The 16,912-nt window shown below is 70.9% G+C and carries 17 protein-coding genes; 9 read left to right on the forward strand and 8 right to left on the reverse strand.

The genetic code is table 11. From position 1 onward, the window contains the following. Positions 1–377: 377 nt before the first annotated feature. On the reverse strand, positions 378–1,247 hold the full coding sequence (locus N1032_RS10030; protein WP_259538920.1) for an SDR family NAD(P)-dependent oxidoreductase: 870 nt from the start codon (positions 1,245–1,247) through the stop codon (positions 378–380). A gap of 60 nt (positions 1,248–1,307) precedes the next feature. Between N1032_RS10030 and N1032_RS10035 the strand changes: the two genes are divergently transcribed. Next, a complete protein-coding gene (locus N1032_RS10035; RefSeq protein ID WP_259538921.1) occupies positions 1,308–1,982 on the forward strand; it encodes a TetR/AcrR family transcriptional regulator in 675 nt (224 codons plus the stop codon). Between the two features lie 100 nt (positions 1,983–2,082). Here N1032_RS10035 and N1032_RS10040 read toward each other — a convergent pair whose 3' ends face one another. The 5 genes from N1032_RS10040 to N1032_RS10060 form a co-directional block, all read right to left on the reverse strand. Continuing rightward, positions 2,083–2,361 carry a PadR family transcriptional regulator gene (locus N1032_RS10040; protein ID WP_259538922.1) on the reverse strand — a complete coding sequence of 93 codons (279 nt, stop codon included), beginning with the start codon at positions 2,359–2,361 and terminating at the stop codon, positions 2,083–2,085. A gap of 70 nt (positions 2,362–2,431) precedes the next feature. Further along, positions 2,432–4,732, reverse strand: coding sequence for a beta-xylosidase/alpha-l-arabinosidase (locus N1032_RS10045; RefSeq protein WP_259539181.1), 2,301 nt, complete (start codon positions 4,730–4,732; stop codon positions 2,432–2,434). An 89-nt stretch (positions 4,733–4,821) separates the two neighbouring features. After that, positions 4,822–5,760, reverse strand: coding sequence for a carbohydrate ABC transporter permease (locus tag N1032_RS10050; protein ID WP_259538923.1), 939 nt, complete (start codon positions 5,758–5,760; stop codon positions 4,822–4,824). Next, complete coding sequence (locus N1032_RS10055) at positions 5,757–6,788, reverse strand: carbohydrate ABC transporter permease (RefSeq protein ID WP_259538924.1); 1,032 nt, start codon at positions 6,786–6,788, stop codon at positions 5,757–5,759. Before N1032_RS10055 ends, N1032_RS10050 begins: the two co-directional genes overlap by 4 nt. 9 nt (positions 6,789–6,797) lie before the next feature. Continuing rightward, positions 6,798–8,087: an extracellular solute-binding protein gene (locus N1032_RS10060; RefSeq protein WP_259538925.1), complete on the reverse strand. Its 1,290-nt coding sequence runs from the start codon at positions 8,085–8,087 to the stop codon at positions 6,798–6,800. A 114-nt stretch (positions 8,088–8,201) separates the two neighbouring features. Here N1032_RS10060 and N1032_RS10065 point away from each other — a divergent pair, with 114 nt between their 5' ends. The 7 genes from N1032_RS10065 to N1032_RS10095 all read left to right on the forward strand — a co-directional run bounded on the left by N1032_RS10065 (position 8,202) and on the right by N1032_RS10095 (position 14,514). After that, entirely contained in the window at positions 8,202–9,206 is a 1,005-nt protein-coding gene (locus tag N1032_RS10065) for a LacI family DNA-binding transcriptional regulator (protein WP_259538926.1), read from the forward strand. Further along, positions 9,203–9,901, forward strand: a complete 699-nt coding sequence (locus tag N1032_RS10070; protein ID WP_259538927.1) for a ThuA domain-containing protein — start codon at positions 9,203–9,205, stop codon at positions 9,899–9,901. Before N1032_RS10065 ends, N1032_RS10070 begins: the two co-directional genes overlap by 4 nt. After that, positions 9,874–10,977 carry a Gfo/Idh/MocA family protein gene (locus tag N1032_RS10075; protein ID WP_259538928.1) on the forward strand — a complete coding sequence of 368 codons (1,104 nt, stop codon included), beginning with the start codon at positions 9,874–9,876 and terminating at the stop codon, positions 10,975–10,977. Before N1032_RS10070 ends, N1032_RS10075 begins: the two co-directional genes overlap by 28 nt. Positions 10,978–11,046: 69 nt before the next feature. Further along, positions 11,047–11,763 (forward strand): hypothetical protein, encoded by a 717-nt coding sequence (locus N1032_RS10080; RefSeq protein ID WP_259538929.1) that lies wholly within the window; start codon positions 11,047–11,049, stop codon positions 11,761–11,763. Between the two features lie 93 nt (positions 11,764–11,856). Continuing rightward, positions 11,857–13,353, forward strand: a complete 1,497-nt coding sequence (locus N1032_RS10085) for a DHA2 family efflux MFS transporter permease subunit (protein WP_259538930.1) — start codon at positions 11,857–11,859, stop codon at positions 13,351–13,353. 44 nt (positions 13,354–13,397) lie between these two features. Next, complete coding sequence (locus N1032_RS10090; RefSeq protein ID WP_259538931.1) at positions 13,398–13,595, forward strand: hypothetical protein; 198 nt, start codon at positions 13,398–13,400, stop codon at positions 13,593–13,595. Positions 13,596–13,605: 10 nt separating this feature from the next. Then, a complete protein-coding gene (locus tag N1032_RS10095) occupies positions 13,606–14,514 on the forward strand; it encodes a DMT family transporter (protein WP_259538932.1) in 909 nt (302 codons plus the stop codon). 6 nt (positions 14,515–14,520) lie between these two features. Here N1032_RS10095 and N1032_RS10100 read toward each other — a convergent pair whose 3' ends face one another. Continuing rightward, on the reverse strand, positions 14,521–15,369 hold the full coding sequence (locus N1032_RS10100) for an HpcH/HpaI aldolase/citrate lyase family protein (RefSeq protein ID WP_259538934.1): 849 nt from the start codon (positions 15,367–15,369) through the stop codon (positions 14,521–14,523). 158 nt (positions 15,370–15,527) lie between these two features. Between N1032_RS10100 and N1032_RS10105 the strand changes: the two genes are divergently transcribed. Next, positions 15,528–16,613: a Gfo/Idh/MocA family protein gene (locus N1032_RS10105; RefSeq protein WP_259538936.1), complete on the forward strand. Its 1,086-nt coding sequence runs from the start codon at positions 15,528–15,530 to the stop codon at positions 16,611–16,613. 13 nt (positions 16,614–16,626) lie between these two features. Here the strand turns inward: N1032_RS10105 and N1032_RS10110 are convergent, their stop codons facing one another. Beyond that, on the reverse strand, positions 16,627–16,884 hold the full coding sequence (locus N1032_RS10110) for a hypothetical protein (RefSeq protein ID WP_259538938.1): 258 nt from the start codon (positions 16,882–16,884) through the stop codon (positions 16,627–16,629). Positions 16,885–16,912 lie beyond the last annotated feature (28 nt).

Below are 16,912 nucleotides of genomic sequence, written 5' to 3' on the forward strand. Positions count from 1 at the left end.
CCCGAAGGCGCCGAGGCCTCCGGAGGGTCAGGCGTGGGCGCAGTCAGAATCTGTCGGTCGCGGCTGCGTGCGCCGGCCCTCCGGAGTCGGACCGCTAAGCGCGGAATTGGCGTTCCGGAGGCCATGAGGCGTCGACTCTCGCTTCGGGAGGCCGGAGCGGCCGCCCGTCGGGGGGTCGGCCTCCCGAGGGAGGAGGGACATGTGGAGCGCCACGACGTGCACGCGACGGACAGTTCGCGAGGCGCCGCGGGCCACGAACCTGGTGCTCGGGAGGCCGTTGGCGCCGAGCTGTGTTTCGGGAGGGCGGAGCGGCCTCCCGAAGGAGGGTCGGCCTCCGGAAGGAGGGGCCAGGCGCCACGGCGTGGACGGACGGGACGTCAGGGGGTGTCGGCGGGGAAGGGAACCGGGAAGGGTTCGGCGAAGTCGGCCGAACGGCTGACGGCGCTCCATTGTTCCGCTTCGGAGAGGAGGGCGCGGCCGTTCTGCACGGCCATCTCGGTGGCGTTCACGCCGAGGGGCAGGTGCTCGGGAATGTGCGAGCGCTTCGCGACCTGCACGAGGATCTCGGCCGCTCGCCGCGGGTCTCCGGCCGGGCCTTCCGACGACTGGCGGAGGCGGCTGTTCACCGCTCCGACCGTCGCTTCGTAGCCGGCCGGGATGTCGCGCACGACCATCGACGAACCCGCCCAGTCGGTGGCGAACCCACTGGGCTCGACCAGCAGCACCTTCACGCCGAACGGCGCGGTCTCGACGCGCAGCACCCGGCTGAAGCCGTCGATCGCGAACTTCGCCGCCTGATACGACGCTATGCCGGGCGACCCGCCGACGCGACCGCCGATGGAGGAGAACTGCATGACCAGACCGCCGCCCTGCCGGCGGAGCAGCGGGATGGCGGCCTTCGAGACGTTGTAGACGCCCCAGAAGTTGGTCTCGAACTGGGTGCGGAAGTCGTCGTCGGTCGTGGTTTCGATCGGCGACACGTTGGCGTAACCCGCGTTGTTGACGATGACGTCGAGCCGGCCGAAACGCTCGACCCCGGCTTCGAGGGCGGCGCGAGCGCCATCGGCGTCGGTGACGTCGAGGGCGACGGGAAGGAAGCGCTCGCCGAAGCGCTCGACCAGGTCGTCGAGCTGCTCGGGCCGGCGCGCGGTGGCCACGACGGAGTCACCCGCTTCGAGCGCGGCCGTGACGAGTTCGCGGCCGAAGCCGCGGGAGGAACCGGTGATAAACCAAATCTGTTCGTTCATGACCATTAGTAAAACACTGTTTCTTTATTTATGCAACTGTGTTGTGTTAGAATTCTCGACGTGACCACATCGACCTCCGCCTTCCAGCGCGCCCGCTCCCCCGAGGCCAAGCAGGCCCGCGAGGCGGCTATTCTCGACGCCGCGCGATCGCTCGGCGCGGAGCGCGGCATCCGTTCGGTCACCCTCACCGACATCGCCGACGCTGTGGGCATGCACAAGTCGGCTCTGCTGCGCTATTTCGAGACGCGCGAGCAGATCTTCTTGCTGCTGACGGCCGAAGGATGGCGCGACTGGGGCCCTGAGCTGTGCTCCACACTCGACGACCTCGAGTCGCCGACGCCGGCCACCGTCGCCCAAGCGCTCGCCGAGTCGCTCGCCCGCCGGCCCGTGTTCTGCGACCTGCTCGCCCAGGCACCCCTCAACCTCGAGCGCAACGTCTCGCTCGATGCGGTGCTCGCGTTCAAGCTCGTGACGCTGGAGCAGGTCGAGCTCATCACCGCCGCGCTGCAACGCGCCCTGCCGGCCCTGACCGAGCGCGACTGCGTCGACCTGGTGGCCGCCGTCACCTCGCTGTCGGGGGCGCTCTGGCAGATGGCCACCCCGGGCCCCGAGATCGCCGCCCTCTACCGCAGCGACCCGCGGCTGGCCCACGCGGTGGTGGAGGTCGAACCGCGGGTGACTCGCATCCTCACCGCGACGATCGCGGGCCTCGTGGGCGACACGCCCGGCCGGTAGCCGCGGGCACACGCCGCCGCCCGCAACGCGACGCCACAGCCAAGCGCCACAGCCAAGCGCCGCAGCCAGACGCCGCCGCGCCGACCGCCGCGGCCCGCGCCTAGAGGCGCCCCTGCGCGCGGCAGAGCTCGCGCGCGGCATCCGCCCCGTCCGCCGTGAACTCGTAGAGCCGCCGGCGCCGCTCCTGCACCTCGGAGTGTTCCGCCCACGACGACCGGATCCATCCCTGGCGCTCCAGCCGCTCCAGAATCGGATAGACCGTGCCGGAAGGCCGCCCGAGCGTCTTCACGATCTGCAGCCCCCAGAGCGGCTCGGGCGACTGCAGCATCAGCGCGAGCACGTCGACGGTCTGGGCGGTCACCCGATGCAGCGGTTCCATGCCCCCAACCTAGCCACCAATCGCACCGCTGGGCACGCCCCCGGCCCCGCGGGAACTCACACGAGCGCGCCTACCCCAGCCGCTCGGCGGCCGCCAGCACCTCGCTCCGCGCCATCCGCTCGTCGGCTACCGTGACCCGATAGGGCCGCCCCGTGATGCACGTGGTCGCCGACGTCTCGGCCTCGGCGCACGACGGCCCCACCCACAGCCGCACCTCGCCCGGCTCCACCACGCGCTGGTAGGCCAGATCGGTGAACGCGAGCCGCGTGGTCGGCACCTCGAAGCGCACCACCACCTCCTCCCCCGGCTGCACCAGAACCCGCTGGTAAGCGAGCAGCTGAGCCAGCGGCCGGGTGACGCTCGCGTGCACGTCGTGGGCGTAGAGCTGCACGAGATCGGTCGCGGCGTGGTCGCCGAGGTTCCGGATGCGCACGGTCGCCGTGAACGCGCCACCGGCCTCCACCTCGGCGTCGGCCTCGAGGCCGCTGCGCTCGAACGTGGTGTAGGTGAGGCCGTGACCGAACGGCAGCACCGGAGTGCTGTCGGCGCTCGTGACCTCCGACGGCCCGCCGAGAAGGGGATGCAGGTAGGAGAAGGGCTGCGCTCCGGCCGACCTCGGCAACGACACGGGGAGGTGCCCCGACGGGGTCACCCGCCCCGAGAGCACCCCCGCGATCGCGCCGGCACCCTCCTCGCCCGGAAAGAACGCCTGCACCACGGCGGCGACCGCCGACGGGCCCTCGACCGCCCAGCCGATGGCATAAGGCCGACCCGACAGCACCACCAGCACCACCGGGATGCCGGTCTGCGCCACCGCCTCGACGAGCTGCCGTTGCACACCCGGCAGCTCGAGGCTCTCGACGTCGTTGCCTTCGCCCACCGTTCCGCGACCGAACAGGCCGGCGCGGTCGCCGACCACGACGATCGCGACGTCGGCGCCCCGTGCGGCATCGATCGCGGCCGCGAACCCGTCGGCCCCCGCGGCCCCCGCGCCCTCGACCTCGGCGCCCTGCGCGAAGACCACCTCGGTGCCGGCCGAAGCCCCGTCCGCCCCGTCCGAATCCCCCACCAGCTCCCCCCGAAGTGCCTCGAGCACCGTCGGGATGTCGAGCCCGATCGGCACCTCGGGATGATGGGCGAGCACGTGGTTGGCGAACGAATAGCAGCCCATGAGCGCGTCGGCCGAGTCGGCGTTCGGCCCGATGACGGCGATCCGACGCGGCCCGGCGCCGTTCGGCGAGACGAGCGGCAGCACGCCGTCGTTCGTGAGCAGCACGATCGACTCCTCGGCCAGTCGGCGCGCGAGCGACCGGTGCGCGAGCGAGTCGAGGTCGACCACCGCGGGCGGGTCGTCGAAGGTGGCGTCGAGCAGGCCCAGTTGCTCCTTCTGCGCCAGCACGCGCAGCACGGCCCGGTCGACCAGTGCGACATCCGTCGCCCCCGACCGGATGCGATCGGCGAGTGGCGCGAGGAACGCGTCGCCGGTGGGCAGTTCGACGTCGATGCCGGCCGCGAGCGCGAGCTCGGCGGCCTCGCCCCGGTCGGCCGCGACGGCGTGCATGAGGTGCAGGAACGCCACCGAGAAGTAGTCGGACACGACCACCCCGTCGAAGCCCCACAGCTCCCGCAGGATGCCGGAGAGGTACTCGGGCGTGGCGCCCACCGGCGCCCCGTCGATCTCAGCGTAGGAGTTCATCACCGAGCGCGCTCCCCCGTCGAACACCGCCATCTCGAACGGCGGCAGCAGCACGTCGGCCAGTTCGCGGCGGCCGAGGTGCACGGGAGCGTGATTGCGCCCGGACTGCGAGGCCGAGTAGCCCACGAAGTGCTTGAGGGTGGCGTGCACTCCCGAGCTCTGTAGTCCTCGCACGTAGCCGGTGCCGATCGTGCCCACCAGGTAGGGGTCTTCGGAGATGCACTCGTCGACCCGCCCCCAGCGCGGGTCGCGGATGACGTCGAGCACCGGGGCGAGGCCCTGGTGCACGCCGAGGGCACGCATCGAGTCGCCGATCGACCGGCCGACCTCGGTCACGAGCTCGGGGTCGAACGCCGCACCCCAGGCCAGGGGGGTCGGGAAGGTGGCGGCCTTCCAGGCGGCGAGTCCGGTGAGCACCTCCTCGTGCACGAGAGCCGGGATGCCCAGCCGCGTGGTCTCCTTGAGGCGCCGCTGCTCGCCCCAGAGCCAGGCCGCGCGTTCGACGGGGTCGACGGGGCGTGTGCCGTAGACCCGGGTGAGGTGCCCGATGCCGTGCACCGTCGCATCCGCGTATCCGGTCGACGTCGCCATCTCACCGGCCATCGGAGCGACCACCTCGCCGCCCTGGTCGACCCAGTAGCCGACGATCTGCGCGAGCTTCTCCTCGAGGGTCATGCGGTTGTGCAGGTCGCGCACCCGGTCGGAGACGTCGGGAAGGAACGGAAGAGTCACGTGGACGTCGCTTTCTCGAAAAGGAAGGGCGTTCAGCCCTTGACGGCGCCCGTGAGGCCGCCGACGATGCGGCGTTCGAACAGGCTGAAGAAGACCAGGGCCGGAATCATCGACAGCGAGGTGAAGGCGAGCACCTTCGCGGTGTCGACGGAGTACTGCGACGAGAACGCCTGCACGCCGAGCGGCAAGGTGAAGCCCGCCTCGTTGTTGAGGATGAACAGGGGCAGCAGGTAGCTGTTCCAGCTCGCGATGAAGGCGAGGATGCCGACCGTGATCACGCCCGGCATCGCGAGCCGCACCACCATGCGCCAGAAGAAGCCCAGGCGGCTGCAGCCGTCGATGAAGGCGGCCTCTTCGATCTCGCGCGGGATCGCGCGGAGGAACGGCACCAGGATGATGATGGTCGTCGGCAGCGCGAAGGCGATCTGAGGCAGGATGACGCCGCCGAGCGAATTCATCAGGCCGATGCTCTTCACCACGATGTAGAGCGGGGTGATGGCGACGGTCATCGGGAACATCAGGCCCGCGGCGAAGACGGAGTACAGAACCCCCCGGCCGCGGAACTCGTAGCGGGCGATCACGTAGCTGGCCATCAGGCCGAGCGCCACGACGCCGAACGTGGTGACGACGGCGGCGATGGTGGAGTTGAGCACCTGGTTCCAGAACACGCCTCCCGTGATCACGTCGATGTAGTTCTGCAGGTTCCAGGGGTTCGGCAGGCCGGCGGGGTCGACGGTGATCTGGGAGTTCGTGCGGAACCCGCCCACGATGATGTAGGCGACGGGCGCCAGCATGAGGGCGATCACGACGAGGGCCACGAAGTAGACCAGGGCGTTGCCGCGCTGCAGGGGCGCCTTGCCCTTCGACGGATGGCGCGGGCGGCCGCGGCGGCGTCGGCCGGTGGATCCGTCGAGGCGGTCGGCGGCGACCGAGGTGCGGCCGGCGGGGGTCGAGGCGATGGTGGCGGTCATCCGCGCTTGCCTCCTTTTCCGGTGAGTGCGCCTTCGGTGTCGCGCCTCAGCACGAACCGCTGGTAGATCAAGGCGACGACGAGTGAGATCACGAAGAGCACCACGGCCACGGCACTGCCGTAGCCGTAGCTGCCGGCGTTGCGGCCGTTGGTGACCATGTAGGTGACCATGGTGGAGGTGCCCGCGGTCGACGAGACGTACTGGCCCCAGATGATGTACACGAGGTCGAACAGCTGAAGCGACCCGATGATCGACAGGAACGCCCAGATGCGCAGGGTCGGGCCGAGCAGCGGCAGGGTGATGCTGCGCTGGATCTGCCAGAACGAGGCGCCGTCGATGGCGGCGGCCTCGGTGAGCTCTTCGGGGATGCCCTGCAGACCGGCGAGGAAGAGGATGACGGCGAAGCCGACGTACTTCCAGGTGATGATGACCATCAGGGTCCAGATGGCCAGGTCGGGGTTCGAGAGCCAGTCCTGCGCCAGGCCGCCGAGGCCGATGTTCTCGAGCAGCCCGTTGAGCGCGCCGTTGGTCTGGAGCATGAGGCTCCAGCCGGTGCCGACGACGACTTCCGAGATGACGTAGGGCACGAAGATGAGCACACGGATGACGGACTGACCCCGCAGCCGCCGGTTGAGCAGCAGCGCGAGCAGGATGGCCACCGGGCCCTGGAGCACGAGCGACAGCACCGCGATGATGCCGTTGTGCAGCAGGGCCTCGTGGAACGACGGGTCTTGCAGGATGGTCAGGTAGTTGCGCAGGCCGACGAAGTCGACGGCCGGCCCGTAGCCCTGCCAGCTGAAGAACCCGTAGTAGCCGGCGACCACGATCGGGAAGATCACGAACGCCAGGAACACCAGGAGTGCCGGCCCGGCCAGCAGCGCGATCTCGAGCCGGGTGGTCCAGCTGATCTTCGCGCGGCGGGCCCTGGGCACAGGCGCCGGGGGCGGCGGCGTGGTGCCGCCGCCCCCGGTGGTGTCGAGATCGGTCGCCGGGTCGAGCTCGGGAACCGTGGTCTCGCGAACCTGCATCTCGGTGTCCTAGGACTTCTTGGCGGCGTCGTTGACGGTCTGCACGAGCTGCTCCGGCGTGCTCTTGCCGGCGAGCAGGTCGACCACCCCGACGTTCAGCGCGTTGCCCACGTTGAGGCCGTAGACCGTGTCGAGCCACTGCGAGACGTAGGGCGCCGCGTTGTAGGCCTTGAGGATCTCTTGCAGGTAGGGCTCGGTGACGGCCTTCTGCGCCTCGGTGTTGACCGGCGGGGCGTTGAAGGCCACGTAGTAGGCCTCCTGCACCTCGGGGGTGGCGATGTAGTTGAGGAAGTCGACGCACTGCGGCGGGGCATCCGCGGCGCAGGAATAACCGTCGACGCCACCGAGGATCGAGCCGGGCTCGCCCTCGCCGCCGGAGATCTCGGGGAAGGGGAACCACGAGAGGTCGGGCAGCGGCTTGGTGTCGGGGGTGAGCGAAGCGATCACGCCCGGGTCCCACGCGCCCATGAGCTCCATGCCGGCCTGGTGGTTGGCGAGGAGGCCGGCCGAGCTGCCGGCACCCTGCTGGGCCGAGGTGCTGAGGAAGCCGTCGTTGAACGGGTTGGTGGCGGCGAACGACTCGAGGTCTTCGCCCGCCTTCACCCAGCAGTCGTCGTCGAAGCTCTTCTCGTCGGCGGCTTTGGCCAGCGTGTCGGGGCTGCACTCGCGCAGGGCGAAGAAGTAGTACCAGTGCGCAGCGGGCCAGGCGTCCTTGGCGCCGAGCGCGATGCCCTGCGTGCCCGCGGCCTTCAGCTTCTGGGCGGCCGCCTCGAGGTCGTCGACGGTGGCGGGGGTCTCGGTGATGCCGGCCTGCGTGAACAGGTCTTGGCTGTAGAAGATGCCGCCGGGCAGCACGGCCACCGGCATGGCGTAGGTCTTGCCGTCGAGCTGCTCGGCTTTGAACGAACCCTCGGGGATCTGGCTGGTGGCGTCATCCGAGATCTTGTCGGTGATGTCCATCACCTGGCCGGCCGCGACCATCGCGGCCATCTTGCCTCCACCGCGCTGCAGGAAGATCTCGGGGCCGTCGCCGGAGTTCATGGCGGTCTGGAGCTTGCCGTCGAGGTCTTCGTTCTGCACGGTCTGCACGTCGATGGTGACACCGGGGTTGGCGGCCTCGAAATCGGCGGCCGTCTTCTGCCAGAACTCCTTGCCCGGGCCGGTGGTGGAGTTCTGCCAGAGACTCATCGTCACCGCGCCGCCGTCGGAACCTCCGGAATCGCCCGAGCTGCACGCGCTCAGCGCGACCGCTCCGAGGATCAGGGCTGCGGATCCGGCGAGAAATCTTCCTGCCTTCATGTGATCGTCCTGCTCTCTTCATTGAGGGGGTGGTGTGACTCCATCTTGGGGTTCGGAAATCCGGTGTCAAACGTTTTCGAAAATGTTTTCCATGTCTGCCCCTATGCTGAGGCCATGAACCGACGAGCGACCATCCACGACGTCGCCGCGGCCGCCGGCGTCTCGGTGGCGACGGTGTCGAAAGCGGTCAACGGGCGCTACGGCATCTCCACCGAGACCGTGCGCCGGGTGCTCGACGCCGTGCAGCTGCTCGGCTACGAGTCGAGCCTCGTGGCGAGCAGCATGCGCTCGCGGCGCACCGGCGTCATCGGCATCCTGGTGGCCGACTTCGAGCCGTTCAGCGCCGAGATCCTCAAGGGCGTCGGCGCCGCCCTGCGCGAGTCGAGCTACGACCTGCTCGCCTACAGCGGCTCGGGGCAACACGACGGCAACGGCTGGGAACGGCGGTCGCTCAGCCGGCTGAGCGGCACCCTCATCGACGGCGCCATCATGGTGACGCCCACCGTGGTGACGGCCGAGACCGAGATCCCGGTGGTGGCCATCGACCCGCACACCGGCCGTGCCGACCTGCCGACGGTCGAGAGCGACAGCTTCGGCGGCGCCTTGCAGGCCACCCGCTACCTCATCGAGCTCGGGCACCGGCGCATCGGCTTCGTCGCCGGCCGCCCCGACCTTCGCTCGGCCGGGTTGCGGGATGCCGGCTACCGCCGCGCCCTCGGTGAAGCCGGCATCCCGTTCGATCCCTCGCTCGTGCGGGTGGGTCTCTATCAGCGCGAGACGGCGCGGGAACCCGCGCTCTCGTTGCTCCGCTCTCCTGATCGACCGACCGCGGTGTTCGCGGCCAACGACCTCTCGGCCATCGCCATCGTGCAGGTGGCCGCCGAGCTCGGGCTCGAGGTGCCCGGCGACCTGTCGGTGGTGGGCTTCGACGACATCCCCGAGGCGTCGCAGATGAACCCGGCGCTCACCACCATCCGGCAGCCGATGCAGAAGCTCGGCGCGGCGGCGGCCGGTCTGCTGGTGGCCCTGATGAATGGCGAGACCCCCGCGCAGACGCACATCCGGCTGCCCACGCGTCTCGTGCCCCGCGCCACGACCGCTCCGCCGAGGGTCTCGTGAGGGCGCTCGTCGTGCGCGGCGGGTGGGAAGGGCACCACCCGGTCGAGAGCACCGAGCTGTTCCGCCCGTTCCTCGAGCGGAACGGGTTCGAGGTGCGGGTCGAGACCTCGCCCGAGGTCTACGCCGACGCCGCCGTCATGGCTGCCACCGACCTCGTGGTGCAGAGCGTCACGATGTCCGAGATCACCGCCGACCAGGTCGAGGGCCTGCGCCGGGCGGTCGCGGCCGGCACCGGGCTCACCGGCTGGCACGGCGGCATCGCCGACAGCTACCGCGCGTCGAGCGACTACCTGCAGCTGGTGGGCGGCCAGTTCGCCAGCCACCCGGCGAAGGCACCCCACGAACGGGCCGGCGACGAGACCGACAACTTCGTGCGCCACGACCTGCGGTTCACCGAGCTCGGGCGGCGGCATCCGGTCACCGCCTCGCTCGACGACTTCTCGCTCACCACCGAGCAGTACTGGGTGCTGCACGACGACCTGAGCGACGTGCTCGCCACCACCACCCACGCGGCGCCGCCGTGGCATCCGTGGGCCCGGCCGGTCACGTCGCCCGCGGTCTGGGTGCGGCAGTGGGGGCGCGGCCGCATCGTCGTGACCACCCCGGGCCACGATCTCGAGGTGCTGAGGCACCCCGCCATCCGCACCATCATCGAAAGGGGCATGCTGTGGGCGAGCCGCACCGCATCGGAATAGTCGGGTTGGGCGTCATCTCGCGCGCCTACCTCGACACCTTCGCCCAGAGCGACGCGGTCGTGGTGACCGCGGTGGCCGATCTGGATGCCGCCCGGGCGCACGACGTCGCGGCCGGCCTGCCGGCGGCACGCGCGCTGAGCGTCGACGAGCTGCTCGCGGCGGCCGACGTCGACACGGTGCTCAACCTCACCGTGCCGGCGGCGCACGCCGAGATCGCCGTGGCCGCGGTCGACAGCGGCAAGAACGTCTACGGCGAGAAGCCGCTCGCACTCGGCCTCGCCTCCGGCCTCGGCGTGATCGAGGCGGCGTCGCGAGCGGGGCGGCAGGTTGGCTCGGCGCCCGACACGGTGCTCGGCACCGGCCTGCAGACCGCGCGCGCCGCGATCGACGACGGGCTCATCGGCCGGCCGGTGGCGGCATCCGCGGTGATGGTGACGCCGGGGCACGAGCGGTGGCATCCGAACCCCGACTTCTACTACCGGGCGGGCGGCGGGCCGCTGTTCGACATGGGCCCCTACTACGTCACCGCCCTCGTGCACCTGCTGGGGCCCGTGCGCGCGGTGATCGGCCTCTCGAGCCGGCCGCGCTCGGAGCGGCGCATCGCCACGGGCGCCCGCGCGGGCGAGGTCGTCCCGGTGTCGATCGACACCCACGTCACCGGGGCGCTCGAGCACGCGGGAGGCGCCGTCTCGACCATCACCATGAGCTTCGACGGCACCGCCACCGCGGCGTCGCCGATCGAGGTGCACGGCGAGGAGGGCACGCTGTCGGTGCCCGACCCGAACGTCTTCGACGGTGACACCACCGTCCGTCTCACCGGGGACGACGGATGGCGCCGCCTCGCGCTCTCGGCGGGCTTCGCCGATGCGGCACGGGGCGTCGGCCTGCTCGATCTCGTGCGGGCGAGGGCCGACTCCCCCGCGCGGGCGAACGGGCACCTCGCCCTGCACGTGCTCGACGTGATGGAGTCGCTCACCCGGTCGGCCGCGGAGGGCCGGCGCGTCGAGCTCACCACGACCGCCGAACGCCCCGCGCCCGTGCCGCTCACCCCCCGCGAGGTCTGGCTGGCCCGCTGAAGCCCGGCCACGCCTGGCGCCCGGCCTTCTCCGGCGCAGCGTGTGCTCCGTGGGCACTAGGGTGAGGCCGTGAGCCCCGTGGCATCCGTCGCCCCCGAGTCCGCCGACCGCGAGGCGGCAGCGGGTCGTGCGGCGACCGCGTTCGCTTGGCTGTGGATCGCGGGGACGGTGTTCGCCGGCCTCGCGCTCACCCTTCTGGCTACGCTGCCGCCTCTGCCCACCGACCCCGACTCCGTCTCCGGGTGGGTCGGAGACGGCGCCTTCCCGCTGACCTGGGCCGGAGAGTTGCTCTTCTTCGCGATCATCGCTTGGGGAGCCGGGGCCGCGGGCGTCGTCGGCGCGCACGCAGCCGGCGCGCCCGTGCGACGCGCCCTGTCGTCGGCCGCACTGGGCGTCGTCCTCGTCGGGTTCGCGATCATTCTGCTGGCGCTCGGCCGTCTGGTCTACCCCGTCGCGGACATCGACCTCACGGCCGGCTCGATCGTGCTTCTCGCGAGCGTGGTCAGCGGCACCGTCCATCTGTCGCTGCTCGCCCTCGCGGTCGTCGCCGTGTCGCTGCCTGTCGGGATGAGGTCGCTCCGCGCGCGCCGTGCCACGGTGGCCGCCGGGATCGCGTTCGGTGTGTTGTTCGCCGTGGGGTCGTTTCCGTGGTTACTGCCGACTTGGTCGAACGTCGTCGTCGCCGGCGCGGTGGCCGGCTGGGGCGTCTTCGCCGGCCTCTCGGCGCTGGCGCGCGATCGCCGGGCCGCGCGAAGCCGAGGCAGTTCCCGACGCGGCACCCGGTAGCTCCGATCCCGCACCTAGCGCGGGCGTTCGCGCGGCTGGTACCTTGGCGGCCAAGCCCGCTCCACTCGCGACCCGCCCGACGGAAGGCCCAGCATGGCGGCTTCCGACCCCGACGCACCTCCGCAGGCCGCGCAGCGAGCCCACTCGTTGCGCTGGTTCACGCTCACCACCGTCGCCCTGGCCCAGCTCATGGTGGTGCTCGACTCCACCGTGGTCAACATCGCCCTCCCGGCGGCGCAGGCCGACCTCGGCTTCACCGACGGCGAGCGGCAATGGGTGGTGACGGCGTATTCGCTCGCGTTCGGCAGCCTGCTGCTGCTCGGCGGCCGGCTCTCCGACCTCGTAGGGCGCAAGCGCACCTTCATCATCGGCCTGATCGGCTTCGCCGCCGCCTCGGCGCTCGGTGGGGCCGCCGACAGCTTCGGCACCCTCGTCGCCGCCCGCGCGGTGCAGGGCGCCTTCGCGGCCCTGCTCGCACCGACCGCGCTCGCGGTGCTCACGACGACCTTCACGATTCCGAAGGAGCGAGCTCGCGCGTTCGGCGTGTTCGGCGCCATCGCGGGGGCCGGCGGCGCGATCGGCCTGCTGCTCGGCGGAGTGCTCACCGAATATCTCAGTTGGCGCTGGAACCTCTACGTCAACGTCATCATCGCCGTGGTCGCCGTCATCGGCGCCGCACTCTTCGTGGCGAGCGTCGCCCGCACCGGCCCCCGCCCGAAGCTCGACATCCCGGGCACCGTGCTCGTGTCGGCGGCCCTGTTCGCCCTGGTCTACGGCCTGTCGAACGCCGAGACGGATGGCTGGGACTCGCCGTTCTCGTGGGGCATGCTCATCGCGAGCGGCGTGCTGCTGGTGGCGTTCGTGCTCTGGCAGCAGCGGGCCGCGCATCCGTTGCTGCCGCTCTCGATCGTGCTCGACCGCAACCGCGGCGCCGCCTACAGCGCGGTGCTGATCGCGGGCGCCGGTCTGTTCGGGGTGTTCCTGTTCGTCACCTACTTCCTCGAGAAGTCGCTCGGCTACACCCCTATCCAGACCGGAGTCTCGTTCTTGCCGATGATCGGCACCCTGGTGCTCGCGGCCCAGTTGTCGACGAACATCTTCGTGCCCCGGTTCGGCCCGAAGGTGCTGGTGCCGATCGGCATGACCCTCGCCACCATCGGCATGCTGCTGTTCACCCGGCTCACCCTCGACAGCACCTATGCGGCCGACCTGCTGCCGGCGTTCCTCATTCTCGGGTTCGGCATCGGCACGATCATGCCGGCCTCGATCCAGACCGCGACGCTCGGCATCGAGGGCGCCTACGCCGGCGTCGGCTCGGCGCTCGTCAACACCAGCCAGCAGGTGGGCGGGTCGATCGGCACCGCGTTGCTCAACACCCTCGCGGCCACCGCGGCGACCGCCTATGTCACCGCCCACCAGCCGGCCACGGCGGCGGTGGCGGGCGACGCCGCCGTCTACAGCTACTCGGTCGCCTACTGGTGGGGAGCGGGCTTCTTCGCCTTCGGCGCGGTGCTGTCGGCGCTGCTGTTCCGCCGGCGCGGGGTGGCGGCGCCGGCGCACCGGCACGGAGCGCACGCGGCTTCGACCTGAGCCCGGCCCGACCTGACCTGACCCGCGCCTCTAAGCTTGACGCGATGAACGACGACGAGCGGATGCGCCGGGCGGCCGAGCAGGAGCAGCGTGCCCTGCAAGCCCTCGAGTCGATTCTGACCGGGGGCGACCTCGGCGACGAGACGCTGCGGCTGTCGAACGAGTTCACCGACCGCCACACGGCCCGCATCTCGCAGTGGTTCCGCCGGCTGCCAGGCGCGGTGCGCCGGTGGAACCAGTGACGGCCCCGCCGTGAACGCACCCGCCGGTCCGCGGCGGCGCACGGTCGTCGCGGTCGTCTCGCTCGTGGCGGCGACACTGTTCTGGGCCGGAAACTACGTGGTGGGAGCCGCGGCGGTGGCGTCGATCGATCCGCTCAGCCTGGTCTTCCTGCGCTGGCTGATCGCCGTCGGACCGCTGCTGGTCATCGCGCAACCGGTCGAACGACCCCGTTGGCGCGACGCGCTCCGCGCCTGGCCCCGCCTCGTGCTGCTGGCCGCCTTCGGCCTCTTCGCCTACACGTTCCTGCTCTACAGCGCACTGCAGTTCACCGACGCCTTCAACGCCTCGCTCATCAACGCGTTCAACCCGGCGCTGATCACGATCGCCGCCGTCGTGTTCCTGCGCGAGAAGCTCTCCCCCGCCGCGATCGCCGGCATCCTGCTCGCCCTGGTCGGCGTGCTCATCGTGCTCTCGGGCGGCGACCCGCTGGCCCTCGTCCGCACCGGGTTCGGTGTGGGCGACCTGCTGATGATCGCGGCCATCGTGGCCTGGACCGCCTACACCATCGTCGGCCGGCGGGTCACCGGCATCCCGCCCATCACCTCGACCGCTCTGCAGGCCGCGATCACGGTGGTGGCGCTGGCCCCGGTCGTGCTCATCACGGGCGGGCCGACGCTGCCGCAGACCCCGGATGCCTGGGGTGCGCTGGCCTTCATCGGCATCTTCCCGTCGGTGCTGTCGTATCTGCTCTGGAACCGCGCACTGGGCGAGATCCCGCCGGCGCGCGCGGGCGTGTTCCTCAACCTGATCACCGTGTTCACGGCCGCGTTCACCATCATCGCGGGGCATCCGTTCACCGCGGCGCAGATCATCGGCGGGGTCGTGGTGATCGCCGGCGTGGCGGTCGCCAACGAGAGGGCCTTCAGCCGACGGGCCTGAGACCGGTCAGTTCGCGACGACGCCGAACGCCCGCGCGAGCTTGTCGATCTTCTGCGCCCGGCCCAGGCGCGGCAGGTCGCTGCCGTCGCGGATGACCCGCCCGCGCGCCTCGAAGTCGGCCAGGAAGTCGCGCGCCCAGGCCACGTCGGACTGGGTCGGGCTGATCGTCTCGTTGATGACGGGCAGCTGATCGGTGTCGAGGCAGAGCTTGCCGGTGAGACCCAGCGCCACGGCGACGGCGGACTGCTCGCGCAGGATCGGGTGGCTCGTGCTCACCGTCGGGCCGTCGATCGGCCCGGGCAGACCGCCGATGCGGCTGGCCACGACGAGCTTCGAGCGCGGGTAGGCCATGGCGATGTCTTCGGCGCTGGTGCCGGTGTCGCGGCGGTAGTCGCCGCTGCCGAACGCCAGGCGGAACGCGCCACGGGCGCGTGCGATGGTGGTGGACTCCTCGATGCCGAGGGCCGACTCGATCAGGGCGAGCACCGGGGTGGAGCCGCCGAGCCGGTCGAAGGTCTCGGTGACGTGGGCGGCCGACTCGGTCTTGGCGAGCATGACGCCGCGAAGACCCGGCAGGCCCTTCAGGCCGTCGACGTCGTCGCTCCAGAAGTCGGTGGCCCGGTCGTTGATGCGCACCCAGGTCGAGCCCTCGCCAGACAGCCAGGCGATCACGTCGTCGCGCGCGGCGTCTTTCAGCTTCGGGTCGACGGCGTCTTCGATGTCGAGCACGACCTGGTCGGCCCGGGAGCGCTGGGCGGCGGCGAAGTCGTCGGGGCGGCGGCCTGAGACGAGCAGCCAGGAGCGGGCGATTTCAGGGGAGATCTCGTTCTGAGAACTGGAAGCGGTGAGAGTCATGGGTTCCTCGACGTCGACGGAGATTCCAGGCTAACGGGTGAAAAGGCGGTGCCGTTATTCCACACCCGCCGAACCGGGTAGCGTCGAAGGGCTGCACCCCCTGCGCCCCGCTCTCGCGCCGCCCCCGACCTGCCCCGCACCGTTCGAAGGAGAACCAGATGACCGCCGAAGAACCGATCCGTTTCGGCATCGTGGGCAGCGGATGGCGCAGCGAATTCTTTCTGCGCATCGCCCAGGCCCTGCCCGAGCGCTTCGAGATCACGGGCCTCGTGACCCGCAACCTCGAGACCGCGCGAGCGGTCACCGAGCGCTGGGGAGTGCCCACGCACGCCGACGTCGCCGATCTCGTGTCGGCGCGGCATCCGGAGTTCGTCGTGGTGTCGGTGCCGAGGGAGGTGGCTCCGGAGACGATCGAACGCCTGGTCGAACTGCGGATGCCGGTGCTCTGCGAGACTCCCCCGGCGCTCGATCTCGACGGCATGACCACGCTCTACGAGCGGGTGGCGCACCGCGGCATCGTGCAGATCGCGGAGCAGTACCACCTGTCGCCGCTGCTGAACGCACAGCTCGCCATCGCCCGCAGCGGTCGCATCGGCACCGTCAGCCAAGCCCTGGTTGCCCAGTGCCACGACTACCACGGGGTGAGCGTCATGCGCCGCGCGCTCGGCATCGGGGCCGAAGACGCCACGATCACGGCATCGGTGTTCCGCTACCCGATGCTCAACGGGCCCGGCCGGGGCGGCGACCCGGAGGTGGAGGAGTTCGTCACGGCCACGCAGACCACCGGCCGCTTCGATTTCGGCGACCGGCTCGGCGTCTACGACTTCGCTCCGGAGCAGTACTTCTCGTGGATCCGGGGCAACCGGCTGCTGGTGCGCGGCGACCGGGGCGAGATCGACGACCTCGAGGTGCGCTACGCGAAAGACCTGGCCCCGGTGTTCGCGCGCATCCGGCGGTCGATGGCCGGTGAGGGCGGAAACCTCGAGGGCCTGTTCCTGCGCGGGCTGCTGCTCGGCGAGGAGTGGGTGTTCACGAACCCGTTCCGGCCCGGCCGGCTCGCCGACGACGAGATCGCGATCGCCCTGCTGCTCGCCGGCATGCGCACGAGGATCGCGGGCGGCGCCGAGGTGTATTCGCTGGCCGAGGCGAGCCAGGACCACTACCTCGCGCTGCTCATGCAGCAGGCCGAGCAGTCGGGCGAACCGGTGCGATCGGCGAGGCAGGTGTGGGCCGACGACGTGTGAGGGCCCGGCGAGCTCAGCGTCGGCCGCGTGAACCGCGGTTGAGGGCGCTGATGCGGCTCGCGAGCCGCACGCACACGACCGCTGCGGCCACGATCACGACGAGGCTCACCACGAGGGTGACGTCGAGCGTCACGCCGACCGCAATGGTGTGCGCGGGGTAGAGGAAGACGAGCGAGGCCAGGGCGCCGAGGCATCCGGCGATCGCCACCAGGAGCGAGCCGAGGAACTGCCGGGTCAGCCGGTTGTGCTCGGGAGTGGGTGTCGGCATCATGCTGCTACCAACTCTACGAGTTCCCGGC

This window comes from Herbiconiux daphne (assembly GCF_024979295.1).
GTDB lineage: Bacteria > Actinomycetota > Actinomycetes > Actinomycetales > Microbacteriaceae > Herbiconiux > Herbiconiux daphnes.